Origin of the sequence: Amycolatopsis taiwanensis DSM 45107, assembly GCF_000519205.1 — a bacterium.
Taxonomy (GTDB): Bacteria; Actinomycetota; Actinomycetes; order Mycobacteriales; family Pseudonocardiaceae; genus Amycolatopsis_E; species Amycolatopsis_E taiwanensis.
Map to the genome: position 1 here is coordinate 253,854 of NZ_JAFB01000009.1, position 23,177 is coordinate 277,030.

23 protein-coding genes and 1 pseudogene are annotated in these 23,177 nt (G+C 68.2%); 14 read left to right on the forward strand and 10 right to left on the reverse strand.

Annotated features, from left to right (window positions below):
• Window positions 1-40: 40 nt before the first annotated feature.
• Window positions 41-1,471, reverse strand: a complete 1,431-nt coding sequence (locus A3CU_RS0109230) for an MFS transporter (protein ID WP_027942036.1) — start codon at window positions 1,469-1,471, stop codon at window positions 41-43.
• Between the two features lie 28 nt (window positions 1,472-1,499).
• Window positions 1,500-2,165: an NAD(P)H:quinone oxidoreductase gene (gene wrbA / locus A3CU_RS0109235; RefSeq protein WP_027942037.1), complete on the reverse strand. Its 666-nt coding sequence runs from the start codon at window positions 2,163-2,165 to the stop codon at window positions 1,500-1,502.
• Between the two features lie 76 nt (window positions 2,166-2,241).
• On the opposite strand from wrbA, the gene A3CU_RS0109240 reads away from it, so the two are divergent.
• Together A3CU_RS0109240 and A3CU_RS0109245 are read left to right on the forward strand one after the other, a co-directional pair.
• Window positions 2,242-2,682: a MarR family winged helix-turn-helix transcriptional regulator gene (locus A3CU_RS0109240; protein ID WP_027942038.1), complete on the forward strand. Its 441-nt coding sequence runs from the start codon at window positions 2,242-2,244 to the stop codon at window positions 2,680-2,682.
• Between the two features lie 450 nt (window positions 2,683-3,132).
• The gene (locus A3CU_RS0109245; protein ID WP_027942039.1) at window positions 3,133-4,185 is read left to right on the forward strand and encodes a sodium:calcium antiporter; all 1,053 of its coding nucleotides are present in this window, start codon (window positions 3,133-3,135) and stop codon (window positions 4,183-4,185) included.
• 383 nt (window positions 4,186-4,568) lie between these two features.
• On the opposite strand, the gene A3CU_RS0109250 is transcribed toward A3CU_RS0109245, so the two are convergent.
• Window positions 4,569-4,988, reverse strand: a complete 420-nt coding sequence (locus A3CU_RS0109250) for a hypothetical protein (protein ID WP_027942040.1) — start codon at window positions 4,986-4,988, stop codon at window positions 4,569-4,571.
• Window positions 4,989-5,422: 434 nt separating this feature from the next.
• On the opposite strand from A3CU_RS0109250, the gene A3CU_RS0109255 reads away from it, so the two are divergent.
• The 3 genes from A3CU_RS0109255 to A3CU_RS49700 all read left to right on the forward strand — a co-directional run bounded on the left by A3CU_RS0109255 (window position 5,423) and on the right by A3CU_RS49700 (window position 8,936).
• Window positions 5,423-5,980 (forward strand): hypothetical protein, encoded by a 558-nt coding sequence (locus tag A3CU_RS0109255; protein WP_027942041.1) that lies wholly within the window; start codon window positions 5,423-5,425, stop codon window positions 5,978-5,980.
• 237 nt (window positions 5,981-6,217) lie between these two features.
• Entirely contained in the window at window positions 6,218-7,135 is a 918-nt protein-coding gene (locus tag A3CU_RS49695) for a LysM peptidoglycan-binding domain-containing protein (RefSeq protein ID WP_156960298.1), read from the forward strand.
• A gap of 484 nt (window positions 7,136-7,619) precedes the next feature.
• On the forward strand, window positions 7,620-8,936 hold the full coding sequence (locus A3CU_RS49700) for a hypothetical protein (protein WP_027942042.1): 1,317 nt from the start codon (window positions 7,620-7,622) through the stop codon (window positions 8,934-8,936).
• A 171-nt stretch (window positions 8,937-9,107) separates the two neighbouring features.
• Here the strand turns inward: A3CU_RS49700 and A3CU_RS0109270 are convergent, their stop codons facing one another.
• Window positions 9,108-9,992 (reverse strand): sigma-70 family RNA polymerase sigma factor, encoded by an 885-nt coding sequence (locus tag A3CU_RS0109270; RefSeq protein WP_027942043.1) that lies wholly within the window; start codon window positions 9,990-9,992, stop codon window positions 9,108-9,110.
• A gap of 96 nt (window positions 9,993-10,088) precedes the next feature.
• On the opposite strand from A3CU_RS0109270, the gene A3CU_RS0109275 reads away from it, so the two are divergent.
• Window positions 10,089-10,754: a nitroreductase gene (locus tag A3CU_RS0109275; RefSeq protein ID WP_027942044.1), complete on the forward strand. Its 666-nt coding sequence runs from the start codon at window positions 10,089-10,091 to the stop codon at window positions 10,752-10,754.
• Window positions 10,755-10,854: 100 nt separating this feature from the next.
• Complete coding sequence (locus A3CU_RS0109280) at window positions 10,855-11,043, forward strand: hypothetical protein (protein WP_027942045.1); 189 nt, start codon at window positions 10,855-10,857, stop codon at window positions 11,041-11,043.
• On the opposite strand, the gene A3CU_RS0109285 is transcribed toward A3CU_RS0109280, so the two are convergent.
• Window positions 11,040-12,113 carry an epoxide hydrolase family protein gene (locus A3CU_RS0109285; RefSeq protein ID WP_027942046.1) on the reverse strand — a complete coding sequence of 358 codons (1,074 nt, stop codon included), beginning with the start codon at window positions 12,111-12,113 and terminating at the stop codon, window positions 11,040-11,042. The genes A3CU_RS0109280 and A3CU_RS0109285 overlap by 4 nt on opposite strands.
• 167 nt (window positions 12,114-12,280) lie before the next feature.
• On the opposite strand from A3CU_RS0109285, the gene A3CU_RS0109290 reads away from it, so the two are divergent.
• Window positions 12,281-12,721, forward strand: a complete 441-nt coding sequence (locus A3CU_RS0109290; RefSeq protein ID WP_027942047.1) for a MarR family winged helix-turn-helix transcriptional regulator — start codon at window positions 12,281-12,283, stop codon at window positions 12,719-12,721.
• Window positions 12,722-12,759: 38 nt separating this feature from the next.
• On the opposite strand, the gene A3CU_RS49705 is transcribed toward A3CU_RS0109290, so the two are convergent.
• Entirely contained in the window at window positions 12,760-15,609 is a 2,850-nt protein-coding gene (locus A3CU_RS49705) for a hypothetical protein (RefSeq protein WP_052371582.1), read from the reverse strand.
• Entirely contained in the window at window positions 15,606-17,405 is a 1,800-nt protein-coding gene (locus A3CU_RS0109300; RefSeq protein WP_027942048.1) for an HSP90 family protein, read from the reverse strand. The genes A3CU_RS49705 and A3CU_RS0109300 overlap by 4 nt, the downstream gene beginning before the upstream one ends.
• Window positions 17,406-17,603: 198 nt before the next feature.
• On the opposite strand from A3CU_RS0109300, the pseudogene A3CU_RS54390 reads away from it, so the two are divergent.
• Window positions 17,604-17,789 (forward strand): annotated as a pseudogene (locus A3CU_RS54390) (cold-shock protein); the annotation flags it as partial.
• Window positions 17,790-18,665: 876 nt separating this feature from the next.
• On the opposite strand, the gene A3CU_RS0109310 reads toward A3CU_RS54390, so the two are convergent.
• Window positions 18,666-19,616 (reverse strand): helix-turn-helix transcriptional regulator, encoded by a 951-nt coding sequence (locus tag A3CU_RS0109310; RefSeq protein ID WP_027942049.1) that lies wholly within the window; start codon window positions 19,614-19,616, stop codon window positions 18,666-18,668.
• A gap of 64 nt (window positions 19,617-19,680) precedes the next feature.
• Between A3CU_RS0109310 and A3CU_RS0109315 the strand changes: the two genes are divergently transcribed.
• From A3CU_RS0109315 to A3CU_RS0109325, 3 genes are read left to right on the forward strand one after another with little or no spacing between them, the layout of a single operon-like run.
• Window positions 19,681-20,094, forward strand: a complete 414-nt coding sequence (locus A3CU_RS0109315) for a VOC family protein (RefSeq protein ID WP_027942050.1) — start codon at window positions 19,681-19,683, stop codon at window positions 20,092-20,094.
• A 14-nt stretch (window positions 20,095-20,108) separates the two neighbouring features.
• Window positions 20,109-20,483, forward strand: a complete 375-nt coding sequence (locus A3CU_RS44145; RefSeq protein ID WP_052371583.1) for a putative quinol monooxygenase — start codon at window positions 20,109-20,111, stop codon at window positions 20,481-20,483.
• A complete protein-coding gene (locus tag A3CU_RS0109325; protein ID WP_027942051.1) occupies window positions 20,480-21,085 on the forward strand; it encodes a YdeI/OmpD-associated family protein in 606 nt (201 codons plus the stop codon). Before A3CU_RS44145 ends, A3CU_RS0109325 begins: the two co-directional genes overlap by 4 nt.
• A gap of 92 nt (window positions 21,086-21,177) precedes the next feature.
• Here the strand turns inward: A3CU_RS0109325 and A3CU_RS0109330 are convergent, their stop codons facing one another.
• Window positions 21,178-21,966, reverse strand: a complete 789-nt coding sequence (locus tag A3CU_RS0109330; RefSeq protein WP_211246379.1) for a helix-turn-helix domain-containing protein — start codon at window positions 21,964-21,966, stop codon at window positions 21,178-21,180.
• Between the two features lie 30 nt (window positions 21,967-21,996).
• Here A3CU_RS0109330 and A3CU_RS0109335 point away from each other — a divergent pair, with 30 nt between their 5' ends.
• Both A3CU_RS0109335 and A3CU_RS44150 read left to right on the forward strand, forming a co-directional pair.
• Complete coding sequence (locus tag A3CU_RS0109335) at window positions 21,997-22,371, forward strand: VOC family protein (RefSeq protein ID WP_245616959.1); 375 nt, start codon at window positions 21,997-21,999, stop codon at window positions 22,369-22,371.
• A 10-nt stretch (window positions 22,372-22,381) separates the two neighbouring features.
• Window positions 22,382-22,711: a hypothetical protein gene (locus A3CU_RS44150; protein WP_043840821.1), complete on the forward strand. Its 330-nt coding sequence runs from the start codon at window positions 22,382-22,384 to the stop codon at window positions 22,709-22,711.
• A 67-nt stretch (window positions 22,712-22,778) separates the two neighbouring features.
• Here A3CU_RS44150 and A3CU_RS53900 read toward each other — a convergent pair.
• Window positions 22,779-23,177, reverse strand: a 399-nt coding sequence (locus A3CU_RS53900) for an HNH endonuclease signature motif containing protein (protein WP_211246380.1), incomplete at its 5' end; no start/stop codon positions are given.

The window sequence follows — 23,177 nt, forward strand, 5'->3', positions numbered from 1 at the left end:
CGCCGTGATCACCACCCCAGGCCGCCTCTCCCGCGGCCGGTCAGCCGGCTCGGTGGCGAGGCAGCAACGTGCTGGCCAGTGCAATGGTCAGGCCGAGTCCGGCCGCTACCAGGAAGACCAGGTCGTAGCCGGCGGCGAGGGCGGTGGCGGTTGGAGGGTTCCCGCCGGCTTCCGCCCCGGCTGTGGCGCTGGCGGCCGTCGCGAGCACTGCCAGGCCGATCGATCCGCCCACTTGGCCGGCGGTGTTGGCCAGGCCGCCGATGATTCCCGCGTCGGCCTCGGGGGCGTCGGCGGTCGTTGCGGCCATGAGGGTGGGGAAGGTCAGCCCGATGCCAACCGCGATGAGCAGCGTCGGCCCGAGCACGCTGGTGAGGTAGCCGGCACCGGCACCGGCCTGCGAGAGCCAGCCGAAACCGGCCAGGAAGAAGGCGCTGCCTGCCAGGACGAGCGGGCGCACACCGGTTCGCGGCAGCAGGGTGGAGCCCCAGCGCGCGATCACCATGAACGTCACTGCCGCGGGTGTCTGCCCGAGCCCGGTTTGAAGCGCGCCATAGCCGAGCACGTTTTGCAGGAACAGTGACGTGAAATACCACATCGCGATGGTGATCCCACCGAACAGCAGCAGCATGAGGTTGCCGGCGGCCACCCGCCGGATCTTGAACAGCCGCAGGGGCATCATCGGTTGGGTGGCGAAGCGCGCCTCGACCACGGTGAAGACGACGAGCAGGAGCAGCCCCGCCACGATCGGCCCGGCGACCGGCACCGACGTCCAGCCATGATCCGCGGTCTGCATGACTCCGTAGACCAGCGCGGCCAGCCCCGCCGTCCCGGTGACCGCGCCGACGACGTCGAGCGATTCCCGACGGCCGGTGCGCGTGCCGGCCAGCGAGAGGAAGGCGACCGTGATCAGCAGCGCGCCGATCGGCACGTTGATCAGGAAGACCCACCGCCACGACAGACCGGTGGTGAGGGCACCGCCCGCCAGCGCGCCGGCCATTCCGCCGACACCGCCCGAGGAGGACCACGCGCCGAACGCCCGGGCACGCGCGCGCGGTTCGGTGAAGCTCGTGTTGAGCACTGCCATCGTCGCCGGGGCCAGCATGGCGCCGCCCACGCCCTGCACGAGACGGGCGGCCACCAGGACCTCCGGAGCGGTCGCCAGGCCGGCGACCAGGCTCGAAGCGGCGAACAGGAACAGCCCGGTGATCAGCACCCGGCGATGGCCGAACAGGTCGGCGGCGCGGCCGCCCAGCAGCATGAAGCCGGCGAACGTGAGCAGGTAACCGTTCACCACCCAGGCCAGGCCGGTGGGCGTGAAGTGGAGGTCCTCCTCGACCGAAGGCAGGGCGACGTTCACGATGGACGCGTCCAGGATCACCATGAACTGGGAGGCGCACGCCAGGGCGAGGACCAGCCAGGCAGGGACGGAACTCGATCTCGACCGCCGAGGCGCGGTGCTGGTCGTTGTCATGGCTGTTTCCTTCTTTCTGATCCGCTGCTCACGCGGTCTGGAGGGTTGTTCCGGCTTCGGTCGCGGGGGCGTTCCCCGCGGTGACGTGGGTGCCCGCCAGCAGCCGGGTCGCGATCCGGGCCAGCCGCCGTCCCTGGTACCGGGCGGCTTCCAGCGCCGCGGTGTCTGTGCCGTCTCCGGTCGGGCCGGTCACGGCGGAGGTGCCGTAGGGGTTGCCGCCGGCCGCGTACACGGTCGGATCGGTGAATCCGGGCGGGACGATCAGCGCGCCCCAGTGGTAGAACACGTTGGCCAGCGACAAGATCGTGGCCTCGTTGCCGCCGTGCCGGTTGAACGCCGAAGTGAAGGCCGTCACCGGCTTGTCGGCCAGGCCGCCTTTCCGCCACAGCTCGCTGGTCTGGTCGAGGAAGTGCTTGAGCTGCGCGGCCGGCGCGCCGAACCGGGTCGGCGTCCCGAACGCGAACGCGTCGGCCCACGCCAGGTCATCGACCGATGCCTCGGCGATCGAGGCGGTGGCGTCCGCGTGCCGCCGCCACGGTGGGTTCTGGTCGATCGTGCTGTCGGGCGCCAGCTCGGCGACCCGCCGCAGCCGTACCTCGCTGCCGGCCGAAGCGGCGCCATCGGCGACGGCCTGTGCGAGTGCGTGCACCGAGCCTGTCGCGCTGTAGTAGATGACGGCGACCTTCGTGGACATGTCCGGTTCCCTCTCGGTTAGAATTAGTTATGCGGATAAATATTATGCGCATAACTAACTCTGTCAAGGAGGGTCCATGGACTTCGACCAAGCCGACGCGGTCAACCAGGCCATCCGCCAGTTGAGCCTGCGTCACCGGGCCAGGACCGCGGCTCTGCTGGCCCCGCTCGGCCTGCACCCCGGTCAGGAAGTGCTCCTGCTCGAACTCGCCCGGACCGGCCCGATGATCCAGGCCCAGCTCAGCGACGCGCTTGGCATCGAGCCGCCCAGCGTCACGCTCATGACCCGCAAGCTCGAAGCGTCCGGGCACATCAGCCGCACACCCGCCCCTGCCGACAAACGCGCCAGCATCGTCGAACTCACCGACAGCGGCAAGGCGCTGGCCGAACGGGTCAAGCAGATGTGGTGTGCGCTGGCGGAGGAAACCGTCGCCGGCCTGCCCGCCCGGACCGTGGCGGAACTTCCCGGCGTGCTCAAAACCCTGGCCGGCAACGTCGACACCAAGCGCTCCCGTTAGCCGCGTGGCCTTGGTCACGGCTGAGGCTGTCGCGTGCTGGCGGGGCCTGCTTCTCGCGACGTCGCCGGTCAAGGGCAGCGCGGAACCGTTGAGGCGCCGCCCTGGCAGCGGCCGATGTTGCGCGCTGCCTGTCACGGGGTTTCGGCGTGGCGAACTGCGGGGTGTCCCCATGCCGCACCAGGGTTTTCGCGTCTTCGCGATCTTGAGTGACGGTTGTGGTAACCCGTTCGGCGATGCTGAAGTGGGTGTGTTCCGGAGGGGAGTAGCCCGGCACTACCCACTGATCGACATGCTGAACACCCCGGCGCGGGGGTTCCGGTCGTGGGGCCCGCCTTCAGGCGGGTGGGCGAGACCTTCGGTCCCGAATCGATGGCGTAGTGGTCGCCGTCGCGCGGGATCGAGGTCGCCTTGGTCCGGTGCGGCGCGCGGCATAAGACGGGGACGGTTGCCGTGTGGCATTTCGTGTTGCTGGTCGTGTGCGCGGCCGCGATCTACTTCTCGTGTGAGTGGTTCGTCAATGCCGTGGAATGGCTCGGCCGGCGCATGAACGTCGGCCGGATGGCGGTCGGCACCATCCTGGCCGCGTTCGGCACCGCGCTTCCCGAATCGGTGGTCACCCTGATCGCCGTCACCACCGGTGGTACCGCGGAGGCTCGTGATATCGGGGTTGGTGCTGCGATGGGCGGACCCCTCGCGCTGGCCACGGTCGCCTACGGCGTGACCGGTGTCGTGTTGCTGGCCCGCCGCCGCAAGGTTCGCGCGCAGGCCCTGGTCGCCGCGGGCGGCGGCGGCAGCGAGGATGCGCGGCGGGACGAGGTGCTGACCGAGCCGGGACAGGCCCGTCGGTTGGCGAAGGACCAGCGGTGGTTCGTCGCGGTCTTCGTGGTCAAGGTGGTGCTCGGCCTGGTCGCGTTCGCCATCAAACCGTGGCTGGGGCTGCTGTTCTTCGCCGCCTATGCGGTGTATTTCTGGCGGGAGATGCGGGGCGGTCACGGCGAGCAGGGTGCGGACGAGGCGCTGGAGCCGTTGAAGATCCAGCCCCGCCGGGAGTCACCCGCGACGTGGGCGGTGGTGGTGCAGACGCTGGCCACCCTGGGCGTCATTTTCGTGGCCTCGCAACTGTTCGTGCACCAGCTCGACGCGATCGGTCCGATGCTGGGGCTGTCCGGCGCGGTGACCGCGCTGCTGCTGTCCCCGATCGCCACCGAGCTGCCCGAGATCATGAACGCGATCATCTGGGTCCGTCAGGGCAAGATCAGCCTCGCACTGGCCAACATCTCGGGCGCGATGATGATTCAGGCCACGGTGCCCAGCGGGCTCGGCTTGCTGTTCACCGACTGGCGCTTCGACGGCGCCCTGCTCTGGTCCGGGATCGTCACCATGATCGCCATCGCCTACCTGCTGACCATCCTGCGCACCGACAAGTTCACCCCCGCCCGGCTGAGCCTCGCCGGCGGCCTGTATCTGGTGTTCGCGGTCGGCCTGGTACCCGTGCTCACCTGATGTCGTAACGGAGAACACAAGAAGGCGGACGTGCCGAGCGACATCCACGGCGGGGCGAGGAGCGACTCTTCGGGCGCGACACGCTTCCTGGCCTCGCGAAGCCCACGCGGACCGCGAAACTCAACAGTCGGTAGAACTTCTCGTTGAACGGGCTAAGGTCCACACCCCGGCGTGGTCAAGGTCCACTTGGTCCCCCGCCCGTGCCTACTACTCCAGCCGAACTTCGTAATCGGGGCCCGTGGGCTTTGCTGCCTGGGCGACTGGCGACCAGCTCCATGGCGCCGACCCGGGCCTGCGCGCCGCGGTCTTCTTGGCCGTCGTCGAGGCCTGTTCGACTTTCGTCCAGGCGACGCGTTGGAGGGTCCTGGGCTTGACCGCGTCCTTCACAAAAGCGCCGCGTATGGGCGTTGGCGGGATGTGAGGGTCGGGTTCGGCTTGGTCTTTGCCTTGTTCGCCTTGTTTGCCTGTGGGTTCGGCTTCGTCTTCGACTTGCTCGCCTTGGGTGCCGGCTTGTTCGCCTGTGGGTTCGGCTTCGGTTTTGGGGTCTGTTTGCCCTTCACCTCGGCGTCGTTCTTGCGCTGCATTGAGGCGGCTTTGTTTTTGGCCGCCTGGTGCGCGGGGTCCACCTTCGCAGTGTGCACGATCCCGTTGCTGGTGCCGATCGGGGCGGCGGAGGCGCTCGGCGTGGAGAAGATCGCGAGAAGCAGCCATAGCGTGACCGCGCCCAGCACGCCGGCGCTCAGGAACCACAGCGCGCGCCGCAGTAGGTGCGGCATGCCGTGGTGGGTGTGGGTGACAGACATGGGCGGGCAGCTCCTGACGATCGGCCGATCGGTGCCGGTCAGACACCGCGGCACAGCGAGAAAAGGAGGAAGAAGGAGAGAGCACAAGGCGGCGGACGCGCGGAGCGGCATCCACGGCAAGGCGTGGAGCGACTTTTCGGGCGAGTGGACAGCCCGACACGCTCCCTGGCCTCGCGAAGCCCACGCGGACCGCGAAAGTCAACAGCCGGTGGAACTTCGTGCCGGACAACCTATATTCGCGTCGCGACACTGTCAAGATCCACCAGGTTGCCGCCCCGCCCCCTGGGCGCTTACGCTGCCCTCGGTTCTCCGGTCGTGCTGACGTGGCGCGCGGTCGGAGGCCAGGTGTGGTCGTGGTGAGGACGCCCGTGGACACACTGTCTTTCCTTTGTCATTTCCTTGGTTATTTCGTGAAGTATCGAGGAGTTTCTGACATGCCACGTCAGATCATGGTGGTATTCGGGTTCCTTTTCGGAGCCGTAGCGCTGTGGCTGGGCCTGTCGCTGTGGTCGGGGAATTCGGCCTCGGCAGCCGAACAGAGCGGGCATCCGCCCGTTCAGGCCACCCATCAGGTTCACGGCGCGAAACACGCCGAAACGTCCCGGGCGCAACACGGGAACGCTCGCAAGAGCCAGCCGAAGACGCCGGGCAAGGGTGAACGGCGGAAGGGAGACAACCAGCGGAAGCCGGACAGGCCCCGGCGGGTCGAGAGCTGCCACCCCTGGCCCGAGACACACCCCTGTACCGGCGACCAGAAGACCCAGCCGAAGATGCCGGGCAAGGGTGAGCAGCGGAAGGGAGACAACCAGCGGAAGCCGGACCAGCCCCAGCAGGGTGAGAACCGCCGCAACGGGCACGGGCACCCCTGGGACGAGACACACCCCGGTATGCCCGAGGCGCACCCCGGGAAAGAGACACTCCCCGGTCTGGACGGGATGCGGGACTGGCTCAACCCCAAGCGCAGTGAGGACGGTCGCTTGATCGTCTGGTGAGGCCGACCGTCGGCAGGGCCCTTGCGGGGGGCTGCCGGCGGCGGTAGCTTGATCGGGATCGGTCTCTGGTACCGGTGGTGCTGTGTATGGCGCGCCATCGGATGCGGGGCGCCGGTCGATGTCCTGGTGTGACTACGCCATCGGGATCCCTTCATCGATTTCTCTCTTGATCTGTTGGATGGATCCGTTATGCCTATTCGCAAAGTCGTTTCCGCGGTTGCGGGCAAGACCCGCAAGGTGCGGCAGCGCACCGTGCTGATCGTTGTGGCGGTCGCACTCGTCGCTTCCGGGATCGGTGCTGTGGTGCTGTCCGGGGCGGGTGAGGCGGGCAGCCGGCCGCAGGCTGAGGCTGTTGCGCCGGCCCTGGTGCCGCAGGAGGTGCCCCAGGCTCCGGTCGAGGTCGCTCCGGTGGTCGACACGACCCGTCCGGCGGTGGTGGTCGTGCAGCGGGGTGAGACCTTGTGGGGTCTGGCTCAGCAGTACGACACCACGGTCGGTGCGCTTCAGCAGGCCAACCACCTCGGCCACTCGACGCTGATCCGCACGGGTCAGACGCTGGTGCTGCCGCCCGCGGGTGTACCCGCCCCCAAGACGGCTCACAAGGCCGCCAAGACGCCGGCTCGCAAGTCGTCGAAGACCACGGTCACCAAGACAGCCGTCACCAAGACTGCTGCGACCAAGACGAAGACGACCAAGACGAAGACGACCAAGATGGCGAAGAGCAAAACCGTCAAGCCGGCCGTAGCCAGCGGGACCGCGAAGCTCGCGGCCACCGTGGAACGCGTCGCGAACGCGCTCCCGAGACACCTGGCTCGCGAAGCCCACCGGCTGGCAGTGAAGATCGCCGCTGTCAAACTGCCGGCTGTCACCAAGAAGCACCACATCAAGAAACCGGTCATCAAGCAGCCGGCAAGCAAGAAACACCACAGCAAGAAAACGGTCACGAAAAAGCCGATCGTGAAGAAGCCGGTCATCAAGAACCCGATCGTGAAGAAGCCGATCGTCAGGCCTGTCATCAACAAGCACGACGGCAGGAAGTACGACGGCAAGAAGGAAGACAAGAAGCACGAGGGGGCCACGGCACACCACGGCGGGCAGGGGCATCCGCACCCCGTCGTAGCCGCGCATCTGATCAAGAAGGTGCCGGTTCGCTGAATTGCATGTGACAGACCCGCCAGTAATGTCACTGGTCTAATCAAAACCTTTGCTGGTCTAGATCAAGGCTCTGGTGTTGCTGGCGGGTCGTAGGTAACCTTGTCCTGAATTTTGATCGATCGTTGAACAAGCCCACGTTCAGGATACAGGAATCGAGGTTGGGCCGACCATGGCAGACGATGCGCAACTCTGCGCGTTGCCAGGCTGTCAAACCGTCGTCGGGGAATCACGTGTCTACTGTTCCCCGGAACATCGACGTGATGCGCGACGGCTACGGCAGCGGGATCGCGTGACATGTCCGGAGATCGACGCGAAGGAACCGGGTACGACGCCGGAGATTCCGCGGGCGCGTTCGAATGGATCGAACCCGAGGGGGTCGAAGACCGCGTCCGGACCGAAGACACGGCCTCAACCGCCTCGCGCACTGCGGAAAAGGGTTGGCACCATTGGCGCGGCCTTCGCGCTCGGTGCGGCCGGGATAGCGGTGTTCGTTTCGGCGGAGCCCACCTCTATCCCGGTATCGCTGCCCGCGATCGATGCGCCCGTGGTGAGCACGCCGGTGGACACGGCGGCGTGGGCGGAGCAGGCGCGGTCCGCGCTGGACTCGGTCAACCGGGAACTCCAGGACGTGTCCGCCGCGGAGGCAGCGATCAACGCCCTGCCCAAGGAACGTCGCGAGGCGCTCGCCGGCCAGGCGAACGCGCTCGCCGCGCACAAGGAGGCGCTGGCGAGGCAGTTGGCCACGCTGAACACGGCACTGACCGCGCACACGCAACTTCCCGACACCCAGACGAATTTGAAGTCGGCGGAGCAACAACTCCAGTCGGTCGAGGCCACGCTCTCGCGTGATTCCGGCAGTCAGCAAGAGATCCTCAACGCGCAACGGGATTCGCTGCGACAGGCGGTCGAGTCGATGCGAGCCAGCGTGGAGGGTTTGCAGCGCACCCTCGCCGAGGCGACCAAGATGAGTCTGCCGTCGGAGAGCGACCTCGAAAGCATCAAGCGGCTCGCCGACAACGTGATCGCCCTGGCCAAACCCGAGGGCAACAACGGCAAGGGCAACAACGGCGAAGGTGACAACGGCCAAAGCAACGGTCGCCAGGACACCACGCCGGGTCAGCAGGGCACCGTGCAGGGCCTGCCCGCGGAGCAGGACCGCTCCAAGCGTGCGCAAAACCAGGTCACCACGGCCGCGCCGCCGAGCCCGAAGGCGCCCACGAAGACCGACACGGAGACGAGCAAGAAACCGGCCGACGAAACGGCGAAGGCGCCGGAGGCCGGGAAGAACACCAATCCCACCACGCCGGAGCCCACGACCACCGCTCCGGCCGCCACCACCCCGGAGGCGCAGCAGCAGGCCCAACAGGCGGCCGCCGACCTCCAGGCGGTGATCGCTCAGGCCGCGCAGGTGGCCGAGAAGGCCGCGCAGCTGGCGGACACCGCGGAGAAGAGCACCAGCAGCGACAGCGGAAGCAACGGCAGCGGAAGCAACAACGGCGGAAGCAGCAACTGGAGCGGCAGCCGCAGCGGAAGCGGCGGAGGTAGCAGCAGCCACGGCGGAAGCAGCAACTGGAGCGGCAGCCGCAGCGGCGGCAGCGACCAGAGCATCAGCCTCAGCAGCAGCGGCGACTGGAGCGGCAGCAACGGCGGGAGCAGCGGAGATACCAGCGACTGGAGCGGCAGCCACAGTGGCGGCAGCGACCAGAGCATCAGCCTCAGCAGCAGCGGCGACTGGAGCAGCAGCAATGGCGGCAGCAGTTCGGATTGCCCACCGCCGGAGGACTGCCCACCCTGTCCGTAGTGGACGATCTCGGCGGAAGCCATCGGCGTGTGCCCTCACCGGCGCTCGAAGGAGCGGGAGGGCCGGCCGGTGGCTTTTGCCATGTCGGAAAGAACCCGCGATTCGTCGAATGCGCATCGGCGTGGAACTGGGCTGGCCGGCACGGCGAACTGATCGGCGCGACGGCTGCCGTTACCGGTCGAGGACGGCCAGGTCGAGTTCCTGAAGCCGGATCGGGTCGGCGACGAGTTCGTACCCGGCGATCCGCTCGCCCTCGACCGTGACTGTGAGGACGAGCGCCAGGCGAGCACGCGGCGCTACCACGATCCCCACGACACCGTTGACCAGCGCCGGCTCCGCGAACTGCGCGTTCCGTCCGAAGACGACGATCTCTTCCGCCACGGCGCGCGCACCACGGACCTCGGTTGCCCGGCCCGTCGGCAGGGCGGCCTGGTCCGCCCTCCGCACGACGTCGGGAACCAACACCGCGAGAACCGCGTCGACATCACCGGCCCGCGAGGCAGCCAGGAACGCCTCGATCACGTGCCGCTGCCGGGCAAGTTCGACACCAGGAACCGAGGGAGTACCGCGCACCTTCTGGCGTGCGCGGCTGGCAAGCTTCTTCGTGGTGACCGTGGAGCGATCCACGATGGGCGCGATTTCGTCGAACGGGACGGCGAACATGTCGTGCAGCACGAACGCGATCCGCTCGGCGGGTCCCAGCCGGTCCAGCACGACCAGCAGTGCGCGGCCGACCGAGTCGGCGAGCAACGCTTCCTGAGCCGGGTCGCCGGCCGGAGCGGGGTCCGGGCTCTGGTCGGAAACCTGGTGGCCGGCAAGTTCCTCTCGTCGGGACTCACGGGCGCGCAGCATGTCGAGGCATACGCGCGACACGACCGTTGTCAGCCATCCGCCGAGGTTATTGATGCTGTTGGCGTCGACACGCATCAACCGCAACCAGGCTTCCTGGACTGCGTCCTCCGCCTCGCTCAGCGAACCGAGGATCCGGTAGGCGACTGTTCGTAGGTGATCGCGATGCGCGTCGAAACGGGCCGCGAGCCCGTCGTCCCTTTTCACCGGTCACCTCTCCGCGTCGCCACCCGTCAACACTAGAGAAGCCCAAGAAGGCGGGTGACCGACGACCCGTTCGACCAGTACAGGAGGTAGCTGCTTTTGGACGTCTACCAGGCAGTTTCGAGCCGGCGAGCAGTACGCGCGTTTACTGACGAACCTGTTCCGCGAGAGGTGCTCGAGCGGGTGCTCTCCCATGCTGTCCGCGCACCGTCCGGGTCGAACCTTCAGCCGTGGAACACCTACGCGCTGATCGGCGCACCCTTGGCCGAGTTGAAGAAGCGCACGGCCGAGCGAGTGGCCGCGGGCGATCCCGGGGATGAGCGGGAGTACCAGATGTATCCGCCCGAGCTGAAGTCCCCATACCGCGAGCGCCGACTCGCCGCCGCCGAGCAGCGCTGTGCCGCTCTTGGGATTCCACGCCAGGACAAGCGGGCACGAGCTGAGGCGGTCGCTGCGAACTGGGACTGTTTTGGTGCGCCCGCCGCCCTGTTCTGCTACATCGATCGCGACCTGGGGCCGGCCCAGTGGGCCGACATCGGGATGTACCTGCAGACCATCATGTTGCTACTCCGCGCGGAAGGGCTGCACAGCTGCCCGCAAATGGCGTGGTCGGTGTACCGCGAGACGGTGGCGGAGGTTGTTTCACCGCCCGACGGGTTCATCTTGTTCTGTGGCATGTCGATCGGCTTCGAGGACACCTCCGCGAATCACGCCCGCATCGAGCGCGCACCGCTCGCCGAGACCGTCACGTTCCTGGACGGCTAGGGCCTGTGTCGAACTCGGCTGGGCCGGGTCGGGCTGATTTTGACGTTTTGCCCGAACCCAGAACTCGCCCTCCCGAGCCGGGGACACGCCAGCACCTGGCGTGTCCCCGGTTCAGGCACGCGAGTTCCCGGTTCAGGCACGCGAGTTCCCGGTTCGGCCGGGCGTGTCCCCGGTCCAGGCACTTGAGTTCCGGCTTCCGAACACAGACACCGACGGCAAACCGCTCGCGCTGCACGGCATGACCGCCCAATTCCGCGTGCAGGCCCGGCAACCCCGGCAGAACGACTAGTGGGTAAGGAAGAAGTCCCGGACGTCCCCGGCGAGCAGATCCGGCACCTCCATCGCGGCGAAGTGGCCACCGCGCTCGAACTCCGACCAGTGCCTGATGTCGTACAGCCGCTCGGCCAGCGGCCGCACCGACTGCGTGATGTCGTGTGCGAACACCGCCACGCCGAGCGGCACCCGGCACGGCTGCTGGCTCCCCCGCGGGGTGTCGTGGTGGAACCGGCCGGAGGAGGCCGCGGTCGCGGTCAGCCAGTACAGCGAGACGTCGGTGAGCAGCCGGTCGTCGCTGACCGGCGTGGCGGGGTCGGTCCACTGTGCGAATCGCTCGGCGATCCAGACCAGTTGGCCGACCGGCGAGTCGGTCAGCGCGTAGCCGATGGTCTGCGGGGTGAGCGCCTGCAGAGCCTGGTACGGCGGGCGGTTCGCCATCAGCTGCCTGACCTTGTCCAGCCGGGCCTCATCCGCTTCGGACAGCTCGACGTCGGGGTCCGGCCGGGTCGGCAGGTAGTTGACGTGCACCCCGACGACATGCTCGGGCGCGACCGCGCCGAGTGCGATGGAGATGCCCGCGCCGAAGTCTCCGCCCTGCGCGCCGTAGCGCTCGTACCCCAGGCGGTGCATCAGCTCGGCCCAAGCCCGGGCGACCCGGACGGCGTCCCAGCCGCGCTCGTGGGTCGGCCCGGAGAACCCGAAGCCGGGGATGGACGGAATCACCAGGTGGAAGTCGCGCGACAGCGGTTCGATCACGTCGAGGAACTCCAGGAACGAACCGGGCCAGCCGTGGGTGAGGATCAGCGCGAGTGCGTCCGGCTTGGCGGACCGGACGTGGACGAAGTGGATGTTCTGGCCTTCGATCTCGGTGGTGAAGTGCGGGAGCTCGTTGAGCTTGGCCTCGTGCTCGCGCCAGTCGTAGCCGGTGCGCCAGTATTCGGCCAGCTCCTGCAGGCGCGCCAGCGGGAAGCCGTAGTCCCACCCGGCGTCGGCGACCTCGTTGGGCCAGCGGGTTCGGGAGAGCCGGTCGGTCAGATCGTCGAGGTCGGCCTGGGGGATGTCGATGTGGAAGGGCTTGATCATGGTCTTGACTCCAGAGATTCATTCGTCGTGAACAGGTCGGCGATCTCGATACGGTCGGCGATCGAAGGGTCCGTGGGCATGGGCATCCATTTCGTGGGCGAGACCAACATTGGCGGCGCCAACCATACACAGATTCGTTGGCTACGCCAACGGTGTATGGTGGCTGCGTGGACGAGACACCCGCACGCCTGGCCGTGAAGCCGAGCTGGCTGCTCACCCAGTTGGCAGTGCACGCCCACCGGTTGTCGTCCGGTGGTTTCGCCGAGGTGGGTGCGCGCGGGTACCACTACCGCATCCTGGCCGCGCTGGCTGAGTTCGGGGTGGCCAGTCAGGCCGAGCTTGGCCGGCGTTGCAGCATGGACCGCAGTGACGTCGTGGCGGCGATCAACGAACTGGCCGAGCAGGGTTTCCTCGAGCGGACGCCGGACCCGGACGACCGAAGGCGCAACATGGTGACCCTCACCAAGCCGGGCGATCGGCAACTGCGGCGCCTGGACCGAGCGCTCGACAAGGTGCAGGACGACCTGCTCGGACCGCTTTCGGCCGAGGACCGGCAGAACTTGACCCGCCTGCTCACGCGATTACTGACGCACCACCAAGGCAAATGAACAGGGTTGTTCGCGTATCGCGGCACCCCGAGCGGCGATCACTCCGCGGCGCGGTCGCCTTCGGCGCGAAGCTCGGCTGCTTCGGCAGAGCGGCCCAGTTGGTCCAGTGCGGTGGCCAGTGCCGTTCGCGCCGCTTCGCCGGCCCTGGCCTCGCCGCTCAACGCGTCGTGCGCGCTGCGCAGCCAGGGTTCGGCCTCCTCGGCACGGCCCGCCTGCAGGAGCAGGTTCCCCAAGGTCAGCTCCGCGCCGGGAATCCGGTGTGTGGCACCGGATACGCGGAAGCCGTCCACCGCGCCGCGCGCGTGGGTCACCGCGTCGTCCAGCCGGTCCGCGGCGTGCAGAATGCGTGCGCCGTTGGCGCCCAGCTGTGCTTGGTGGTACGCCTTGACGCCGGGTTGCTCGTCGGGCAGATCCGCGACGGCTTGCTCTGCCTCGGCCAACACCTCGACGGCACGTGGCACGTTCCCGGACCACATCAGGGAAAGCGCTTCCTGGTAGCGGCAGTACGCGGCGTGGAAAGGATCAGCTGATCGCTGCGCGAGATCGGCTGCCTCCCGATACCGCTGCGCGGCCATCGCGTCCTGGTCGAGCCGGTCCAACAGTTCCGCCGTGTCGACCAGAACCTGGGCCAACAGATCCGTTTCCCCGCGTTGCGTGGCGTGTGCGATCACCTCGTCGTAGCGCGCCAGAGCCGGTTCGGCCTCACCGAGGTCCGCGTGCGCCCGGGCCAGCAGGTACCGGCATCGGTCGGCCGCCTGTGCCTCGCCGAGTGCCTCGAACGCGTCGAGCGCCTCCTCGGCCAACTCGGCACTGTCCCACGGTTGCCCGGTCGCGTGGTAGGCCACGGCGAGCAGGTGCCTGCAGTGCGCGGACAGCTCCGCTTCGTCCGCGAGCGTCGCGAGCCCGACCGCGTCGAACAGACCTGAAATGGCTTCGGCCGGCCGGTTCGCCTGCATGAGCAGTTCGGCCTGACCATGCAGCATGGAGGCACGCAGCGCCGGCGACGCGTCCGCGGGCAGCGCGTCCAGGGCGGTCCGGTACTCGGCCAGCGCACCGTCCAGGTCTCCCACGACCTGCCTCAGCCGAGCCAGCCGGGCACCGGTGCCGGCGACCATGATGGGGACGTCCGCTTCGCGGAAGGCGGCCGCGGTCGCCTCGGCGACCACGATCATGGTCTCGGCCTGACCGGCCGCGCCGTCATAATGGTCCAGCCGTTCCAGCCCGACAGCGCCGATGGCCAGCGGATCGCCGCACTCCCGCGCGATCGAGTCGGCTTCCGCCAGCAGCTGTTCGACCTCGGCCGGCTCGCCGGTGGCGACCAGTCCGTCGATCAGCCGTAGCCGAGTCCAGACCCGCTGCGCTCCGTCCCCGGCCGCGTCGAAGTAGGTCACGCCTGCCCGGAGCAACGGTATGCCCTCCGCACCGCGATCTGTTCGACAGAGTACGACACCCAGCCTGCTCAAGGTGTTCTGCCTTCGGTCCTCGTCGCCGGCGGCCTCGAACAACGCGACCGCCGCGCGCAGGTCTCCTTCGGCGGCGCTGCCCCTCGGGTCCGTCGCGAGCCTGGCTCGTAGCACCATGATGCGTCCGGCCAGCACCGGATCTTCATCGGGTTTGAGAGGTTCGTGCCTGCGCAGGACTTCCTTGGCCACGGCCGGATGCTGGCGCAGCAGTTCCCGTTCGGCCCGCTCGACGAGTTCCTCGGCGGACTTCTCCGTCAGGTCCTCGGTCGGCGCCGGTGCGGTGGTTCTGGGGGTGGGCTGCCGGGGGATCGCCGACAGTGGGATGCCCTCGGCGACGGGTTCGGCGTCCAGCAAGGCCTGGACGCGCGCGGTCTGGTACCCGGTGGCGTTCCGCACGTCGAACCGGGCCGCGGTGTCCAATGCTTGGCGCGCAAGGGTTTCCCGCAACTCGGCGACCGTCGGCTCGGTCGCGGGCCGGTCGCCATCGGCCGGTCGCCGCACCCGCTGCGTGCCGTGGCCCGCCTGCTCGATCCGGCGCAGCAACAGCGCACCGGACGCGGCGAACTCCATGCCCGCGTACGGGCTGGACGCTCGGTCCAACCAGCCCAGATGCCGCTCCAGCAGGGTCAGGCCGGCCACCTCGTTCCCGGTGCGCGCGCAGAACTCCAGGTGGTGCGCCAGCATCTCGATGTCCTGCGGCTTGGTACGCAGCAGCCGGTAGGCACGCCGGTGCGCGTCGCGGGCCTCGGCAAGGCGGCCGGTCCGTGCGTACGGCAGCAGCAGCGCTGTGAGGATGTGCTGCGGCTGCTCGCTGCACGTCAGGTGTTCGTCGTGTAGCACGGGCTCCGCGACCGCGATGGCTTCCTCGTCCCGGTTGCGTGAGCTGAGGTAAACCGCCTTGTCGGTCGGCTCGCAGCCGATGCAGTCGGACAACACGTCCCGAGGGGCCTGCGCCCACCGGTCGTACCACTGGTCCGCGGCCGGCAGGTCGCCCACGTGCTCGGCGGCGTGATGCCGATAGGTGTACACGGCGTGCAGGCTGTGTCCGCCCGCGCGGAACCGTCGCTCCATGTCGTCCAGCGCGGTCTCCACCCGGGCCAGCGGCACTTCCGGGAACTTGGTCATCGCGCTGACCACGTGCTTGAACGACCACAGCAGCGAGTGCGACACCCAGGGCTCGTACTCCGCCGGATTGGCGTCGTAGTCGGCAAGGCAGCGGGCGAACGGCACGAACAGCCGAACCCGCGCCGGGCCCATCGCGTAGGAGCCGATCAGCTTCATCCGGGTGTCGAAGGCGAGCCGGGTGAACTCGCCCGCCTCGGCATGCCGCAACACGTTCTCCAGGTGTGCATCCCTGGTTTCCCCGTACGGCAGGCTGCTCGCTTGCTGAAGCAACTCGCGCAGGTCGGACTCGGTCGGGCTCACGCGATCTCTCCTTGCGGATCGTGCACGGCCCACTCGAGCAGGCCGGCGAACGAGCGGTTGAGCAGCGCGGTGTCGGCAGGCCGCAGCGGATGCTGGCCGAGCAGCAGCGACTGTGCGTAGAGGGACTCGACGGCCAGCACGGCCAGGCGGGGGTCCGGCACGGCGGCGATCCGTCGCAGCAACGGGTTGCGGTGGTTGAGCACCAACTGCGGGCGGTCCGGCTCGTCGCCCGCATCGAACGCGCTCAGCACGTCCGCCCACAGGTCGTCGGCGACCTTGCGGGTCGCGCGCAGTTCGGCACGATGCTGGTTGTCCCGGTCGACGAGATATAGCGCGGGCAGCGACGGCGGGTCGAAGGCGCGGAGCGCCACCTCGCAGTCCAACCGGTCGAGTGCCCGTTGCGCCGCGGTCAGGAAGGGCCGCAGGCCCAGTTCCGTGGCCGGGTCGACCAATTCGAAATGGGTGGCGAGTTCGGCCGGATCCAGCCGGCTCACCCGGATCGCGGGATCCAGCACGGGCAACCGTTGAAGGATCTCGGTGTCGTAGGTGTAGCCGCCGTTGACCACCCCGATGCCCTGCGCGCCCGCGACGGCGGCCAGTTGGCGGAACTCCTCGACCGACGTGGTGTAGCGCAGGGTGTCGAACCGGCGGCGGAACTCCGCCAATGGCAGGGCACCGGCGTTGGTCTCCAGCGGCAGCCAACTGTCCACCAGCCGCAGCATTTCGTCGTCGTGGAGGGCCAGCGCCTTCACGCCGAGCTGGTGCACCCGGAGAAACTCGGCCAGCCGGCCGGGGTCGGTAGTGGACAGTTCCATCAGCCAGTCGCGAATCCGGTCGCCGAGACGCTCGCGGGTGGCGTCCAGCAGTTCGTCGTCGTACAACGCCTCCCGGCTCGCGGTCGGTCGCAACTCGGTCACGTCCACGACGCAGCGAACGAAGAACGCCCAGTCCGGGAGCAGCCCCTCGACGTTCTCGGCGAGCAGCATCCGCTTGAGATACACGCGGTGGCCCGCATGGGCCGCGGGATTGGCGGCCTGCGGCAGGACGAACGCCAGGCCGGTCAGGCCGGCCTCGGGCACGGCCAGGTCGAGCACGGCGAACGGGGTGAACCCGAACAGGTCCTCGGCGTAATCGGCCAGCGCGTGCCGCCGGTCGGCGGTGGTGGGGTAGGGGACCAGCCACGGCGGTCCGTCACCGGTGACCGGCCTGCCGTCCACCGTGACCTCGATCGGCAGCAGCCCACCGAACAACTCGGCCAGTTCGGCCATCACCGTGGCGCCCGACCACTGCTCCACGCCCGGTCGTGCGCGCAGGATGACCGTGCTGCCCGGCTCGGCCCGCTCGGTGGGCGCGGGTGCGATCTCGTAGCGGCCGTCGGCGTGACCGCGCCACTCCATGGTGGCGCCACCCGCCGCCGACCGGGTGAGCATCCGGACCTCGTCGGCGACCAGGAAACACGCCAGCAGGCCAATGCCGAACTGGCCGAGGAACTCGTGCCGGCTGAAGCCGAGATCGTCCCGCTTGGAGCTGCGGCCGATGGTGGCCAGCAGTTCGTGTATTTCGGCCTCGGTCAGGCCGATACCCGTGTCGTGCACCCGCATCGTGCCGTCACCGGTGCGCTCCGGCGACTCGATGTCGATGCGCGCGCAGTCCGGCTCGGCCGACCGCCGCGCGGTGATCGCGTCCACCGCGTTCTGCAGCAGTTCTCGCACGTACACCCGTGGGCTGGCGTACAGGTGGTGGCTCAACAGATCGACCACTCCACGCAGATCGACCTGGAACGCGCGCTCGACCACACCACTCCTTGCCGTAGATGAGAAGGCGCCGCAGAATACGGCGCGCACAACGGTAAGCGATCAGGGGCCCTGGTGGAAGCGCTTTCCGCGCATCTCGGCAGCCGCCGACGCGTGTCATCTCGTGGTTGATTCATGACGAGGGTTGCCGGATAGTCGTGAAGCACACCCGGTATCGCCAGAAGAAAAGGTAGCGAGGAGATGGCCAAAGGAACCGTCAAATGGTTCAACTCCGACAAGGGGTTCGGCTTCATCCAGCGTGCGGATGGTGGGCCGGACGTGTTCGTGCACTCCAGCGAGATCTCCTCGTCCGGGTTTCGAACCCTCGAAGAGGGTGATCACGTCGAGTTCGAGCTCTCGAACGACGGACAGGCGCGCCGGGTACGCGTCGGAGTCGGCGGGGGCGAGGACCTCCATCGCGGTGAGCTGCCGGTATCGGCTGACAGCGGGCCTGCGCCCGAGGTGCCGCCTGTATCTGAGGCGCCGCCGGTAACTGGGGCGCCGCCGGTAACTGAGGCGCCGCCGGCGCGGGAGCACAGCCCGGCTTTCGACGAGATTTTCGCGACTTATTCGGCGGCCAAGGCAGGCCGTCGTCGCATATTCCAGGACATGTCCGCACTTTCCCGAACGCTTCCCGGCGACATCTACCTGCCGATCTCGGTGTTCCTGTCGTCCGAAGCGAACGCGAGCGAAGTCGAACTCGCGCTGGTCGATCTGCTGGACGAGGCCGGCATAGATATCACCGGGTCGATGCCGCCGATCATCGGTTCCTGGTTGGGTCTGATGCTGGGCCGGCTCAAGAACTGGGCCACCTCCTCCCAGGCCGAGGAGGTCCTCGCCCGTATCGAGCGGGCCGTCGAAGTGCGGCTGCTGGACCAGCCTCAGGCTGATGTCGACGTCAAGCAGGCCGACGCGGTCGCACGGCTCATGAGTGCCCTGGACAAGCAGGAAAGCGCCTGCATCCAGGTCGGGTCGCTGTTCCTGATCAAGGTGGACGGCACGGTGATCGTCCGGAACCTGACGCCGAGCGAGATGTCCTTCCTCAGCGACCATCCGACCGCTCTCGCCACGCCCCGCCAGGTACTCAGCGCTCTGGAGAAGTACTCGAGGCGATCATCGCCGGAGGACTTGCCCTCGGGCAAGCATCGCGTCGAACACCCGGTAGCACTGCCGCCACCGGGCGAGCGACGGCGACCACTCTGACTGCGGACGTGTCCTACCGCAGCGCCGCCAAACGACATCGTGTCTGGCCATGTCGGCGGGTCACTGGTTGTCCTGCAGTAGCTGTTCGGTTCGGGCCAGAAACGCCTGGCGTACCTCCTCGGGGTGCAGTATCCGCAATGGCCGGCCGAGGCTGAGCAGGTAACGGGCCAGCCCGTCGGCGTCCGGCCCGCCGATTTCGACGATCGTGGCGTCGTCGCCGTCGGGGCGGTGGGCGCCGACGGTGGGTGGCACGAGGCGGCGGGCTTCGTGGGCCGGCACCGCGAGCCGGACAGTCACCCGCACCGGGTACGGGCGCCGCGCGATGCCCTCGCCGACCATGTCCGCCGCGTCCGGGGTGTCCGGCAGGGTCACCGGCTGCCCGGTGGGGGTGGCCCTGCCGACGCGGTCGGCTCGGAAGGTTCGCCACTCCTGGCAGGTCACGTCGTAGGCGACGAGGTACCAGCGGCGACCGGTGTAGACCAGCCGGTACGGGTCCACCGGGCGGGTGGAGGTCGTTCCGCCGCGATCGCGGTAGGTCAGGTGGACGCGTTGTCCGCGCCGGCAGCCGGTGGCCAGGTCGAGCAGCAGCGCGGGGGAGATCTGGTCCTCGTCGGGTAGCGGAGTGTGGGTGACCGCGGCGTCCAGTTCGCCGAGCCGGTCGGCAATGCGGGCCGGCAGCACCTGACGCAGTTTCAGCAGCGCCGACAGGGCTGCCTGATCACTGCCGGAGACGCCGCTGAGCGCCGCGGCCCGCATCCCGACCGCCACCGCCAGGGCTTCCTCGTCGTCGAAGACCAGCGGCGGGATTCTGCTGCCCCGGCCGAGACGGTAGCCGCCCCACGGTCCCGCCGTGGACTCGATGCCGTAGCCGAGTTCACGCAGCCGGGCGATGTCACGGCGGACGGTGCGGTCGGTGATCTCCAGTTGCGCCGCCAGTTCGGGACAGGTCCAGGACCGGCCGGAGGACAGCAGCGACAGTAACCGTAGGAGCCGGGCTGAGGTGTGCACCACAGTCGCAAGTTTCCCCGACGACCAGGACCGCAACTGTCCTGGTTGCCTTCTAACGTGACCGGCCATGAGCGAGAACTCGACTACATCACCTTCGGCCGCATCGACCAGCGGACGCGTCAAGGTCCGTTATGGGGCGGTCAGTTTCGACTGTGCCGACCCGGGCGAGCTGGCGCGGTTCTACGGCAGCGTGCTCGACCTGCCGGTCCTCTACAGCAGCGACGATTTCGTCGCGCTCGGGTATGCCGGGCAGCCAGGTATCGCCTTCGTTCGCATCGACGGATACCAGCGACCCACCTGGCCGCAGCCCGCGGTACCGAAGCAGGCCCACTTCGACTTCGGGGTCGACGACCTGGACACCGCACAGGCCGAGCTGATCGCGCTCGGAGCCACCGAGCCACCGGCCCAACCGCAGCCGGACCAGTGGCGCGTCCTGTTGGATCCCGCCGGTCACCCGTTCTGCATCTCCACCAGCATCTGACCGAAGGAGTCCCGATGAGCACCGCGACCAGGGCCGGCCGGCTGATGACCATGAACGCACGACCAGGACGAGGCGACGACCTCGCAGCCGCCCTGGTCGCGGTCGCGAACGGCCTGCGCGACTTCCCCGGCTGCGAGGCATACGTGATCAGTCAGGACCGCGCGGATCCGGATACGGTCTACGTCGTGGAGATGTGGGCCGACGAAGCGGCTGCCGATGCGGCGCTCGACGCGGCCCGCACCGCCACCGGCGACGGGGTGAGCATCTCCGACGTGCTGGCCATGCTCGCCGGCCAGCCCCACCGCGTCGACCTGATCCCGCTGGGCGGGGTCGGGCTCACTGCCGACCGAAGGCCGGAATCGGCGTCGAACGTTGCGGAGGCCCGATGACGACCGGGGATCAACTGCCGGAGTTGGTCGTCGCCGACGCTGGCGCGTGGCGGGAATGGCTCGACGCGCACCATGACAGCTCAGCAGGGGTGTGGCTGGTGCTGGCCAAGCAAGGCACGACTCGACCCACCAGCCTGACCTATGACCAAGCGCTTGAACACGCGCTCTGCCACGGCTGGATCGACGGCCAGCTACGGCGCCGCGACGACACCACCTTTCGCCGGAACTTCACACCCCGCCGTCCCCGCGGCCCGTGGTCGGCACGCAATGTCTCACTCGTCAACCAACTGATCACCGCCGGCCGGATGCATCCGGCCGGTCTCGCCGAGGTCGAGCGCGCCAAGGCCGACGGCCGCTGGGACGCCGCCTACGCCGGGCAGACCAACATCGAGGTGCCGGACGACCTGGCCACCGCGCTGGCCGCCGAACCCCGGGCACAGGCCATGTTCGACATCCTGACCTCGCAGAACCGCTATGCCGTCATCTACCGGGTGACCAGCGCCAAACGCGCCGACACCCGGGCCCGGCGCATCGCCCAGTTCGTGGCCATGCTCGCGCGCGGCGAGACGATCCACCCCCAGAAGCGAACCCTCGACGACTGAACTTTTCGGCTCCGGCCAATCAGCTTGAGAAGGCAGGCAGAGCAGCGAGGGATCGTGTTCAGGCCGGGGGCTGCTGACGAGTGGCCGGGAGATCAGTTGAGCAGGTCTGAGAGGGTTGTGCCGGCAAGTCGTCTGGTTTCGCGGGCAAGGTGGGGTTGGTCGGCGTAGCCGACGAGCGCGGCGGTTTCGGCCAGCGGCGTGCCGGATCGCGCGAGGCGCAGCGCACGTTGGAATCTGCGGATCGACATGAGCGTTTTCGCACCGTACCCGAACAGCCGGTTACTCAGTCGATGCAGTGATCGCTCGGAGATGCCGTGTTGCTCGGCAATGTCACGCACGCTGCGTCCCGCACGTGCGGCTTGGTCGAGTGAGGCTGCGAGGGCGAGTTCCGCGGGGTCGATGGTGGTTCGTTGCCAGAGGGTTCGTGCAATGTCGTTCAGGCTGATGGCGGGGTTGTCGTACGCGGAGTCGATGATCGAACGGGGGAGGGCCACCAAGTCGGCAAGGTCGATGCGCTCGTTCACGAGTTCTTCGGCGGGGATGGCGAGTAGGGCGTGGGCGACGCCGGGCGCGAGGCGTAGTCCCCAGGTGACGGCACCGGGTGGACTGGTAACCGAAGTGGCAACCGTGTCCGGTCCGGCGAACAGCAGCCGGTCGCCGGTCCACACGAAGTCCATTACGCCATCAGGGAGTACCCGATGCTCGGTGCCATCCGAGACGACGTGCCACAGCGTCCCGACAGGGCTCGCGCTGGGCCGGGCATGGTGCTCGCTCTGCACGTCCCTCCCCGTCTTGTCGCTCGGGACCATTTTAGGCGGAAGCAGCAGGTGGCTGATTTGTTCAAGACGCTCGTGAGGCTCGCCCGAGATGATGGAGGCCACGAGACCGGCGGATGAGACGAGAGGGCAAGCGTGGGCGAGAAGATCGGTGCACTTGCGGCGAGGTTCACGATGGTGGAGTTCCCGACGACTTCGGCGCAGGGATCAGCGGAGTTCATGCAGCACCTGTTCGGCTTCGGCAGCACCGCCTACGGCCCGGACTACACCGACGTGGACATGGGCGGGGGCCGCTTGCTCGGCTTCCAGGCGGATCAAGACGAGGCACCAGCCGGCCCGCTGGTGGTTTTCCAGGTTGATGACCTGGATGCGGCCCGTCGTGCCGTTGTCGATGCGGGCGGGCAGGTGACCGTCGAGCCGTTCGACTTCCCCGGTGGGCGCAGGTTCCACTTCCGCGAGCCCGGCGGTAACGAACTGGCGATCTGGACACCCGCCCTGCCGTCTGAGTGACGACGCAACTATGGACGAGGCCACTCGCGTCGCCGCCGAGGACTTCCTCGACGTTCTCTTACCGCTGGATGCGCGCATGAAGCCGATGTTCGGTGGGTACTGCGTCTACGTCCAGAACAAGGTCGTTGCGCTGGTGTGCGACGGTGACGTGTTCATCAAACGTTCCAAAATGGACGCCGCCCTCCAGGACTGGACTTCGCTCGGCGTGGCGTATCCCGGAGCACGCGAGTCGTGGCACCTCCCCGCAAACGGTGCATGTCGATCAGCCCGTCCTTACGGCAGCCGCACTTTGATCTCATCGCTTTCGATTCGGGCTCTGGCGCCCCGTGATTCGGTGTGAGCCGGGTACAGGACAGGGACAGCGCCCGGGCGACGGTGGCGTCTGTCCGGGTGCTGACCCTGTGGTGTCATGCGGCTTGTTGGTATCTGGGTGGGGTGGTGTGCGCGAGGTTGCGCATGGGTCTTCGCTCCTGGTCGATCCAGGGTGGTGGGATGAATTCGGGTAGATGCCCGTTCATCCGTACTTCCCACTGCGTGTGGTGGATCATTCGGTGATGGCGAGCACACAGGAGCACGAGGTTGTCAGCATCGGTGCGCTTGTCCACTGACCAAGCCACCACGTGATGCGGGGTTGTCCACTTGGGACCACGAGTGCAGCCCGGAAACGTACATCCGCCGTCTCGGGCGGTCAGGTAGCGACGCTGAGCCGGGGTGGCGAACCGGGAAGCATCCCCTACATACAGGGGTGCGGCTTGGTTGCCGAAGATCGCGGGCACCACCTTCGATTCACATGCCAGGCGCCGGAG

Excerpts from the sequence above, each read along its gene's own strand:
- A3CU_RS0109325 (WP_027942051.1), top strand. The coding sequence starts at position 20,480 with ATGACGACCGGGGATCAACTGCCGGAGTTGGTCGTCGCCGACGCTGGC.
- A3CU_RS0109285 (WP_027942046.1), bottom strand. The coding sequence starts at position 12,113 with ATGATCAAGCCCTTCCACATCGACATCCCCCAGGCCGACCTCGACGAT.
- A3CU_RS0109230 (WP_027942036.1), bottom strand. The coding sequence starts at position 1,471 with ATGACAACGACCAGCACCGCGCCTCGGCGGTCGAGATCGAGTTCCGTC.
- A3CU_RS44150 (WP_043840821.1), top strand. The coding sequence starts at position 22,382 with ATGGACGAGGCCACTCGCGTCGCCGCCGAGGACTTCCTCGACGTTCTC.
- A3CU_RS0109315 (WP_027942050.1), top strand. The coding sequence starts at position 19,681 with ATGAGCGAGAACTCGACTACATCACCTTCGGCCGCATCGACCAGCGGA.
- A3CU_RS0109250 (WP_027942040.1), bottom strand. The coding sequence starts at position 4,988 with ATGTCTGTCACCCACACCCACCACGGCATGCCGCACCTACTGCGGCGC.
- A3CU_RS0109255 (WP_027942041.1), top strand. The coding sequence starts at position 5,423 with ATGCCACGTCAGATCATGGTGGTATTCGGGTTCCTTTTCGGAGCCGTA.
- A3CU_RS44145 (WP_052371583.1), top strand. The coding sequence starts at position 20,109 with ATGAGCACCGCGACCAGGGCCGGCCGGCTGATGACCATGAACGCACGA.
- wrbA (WP_027942037.1), bottom strand. The coding sequence starts at position 2,165 with ATGTCCACGAAGGTCGCCGTCATCTACTACAGCGCGACAGGCTCGGTG.
- A3CU_RS0109240 (WP_027942038.1), top strand. The coding sequence starts at position 2,242 with ATGGACTTCGACCAAGCCGACGCGGTCAACCAGGCCATCCGCCAGTTG.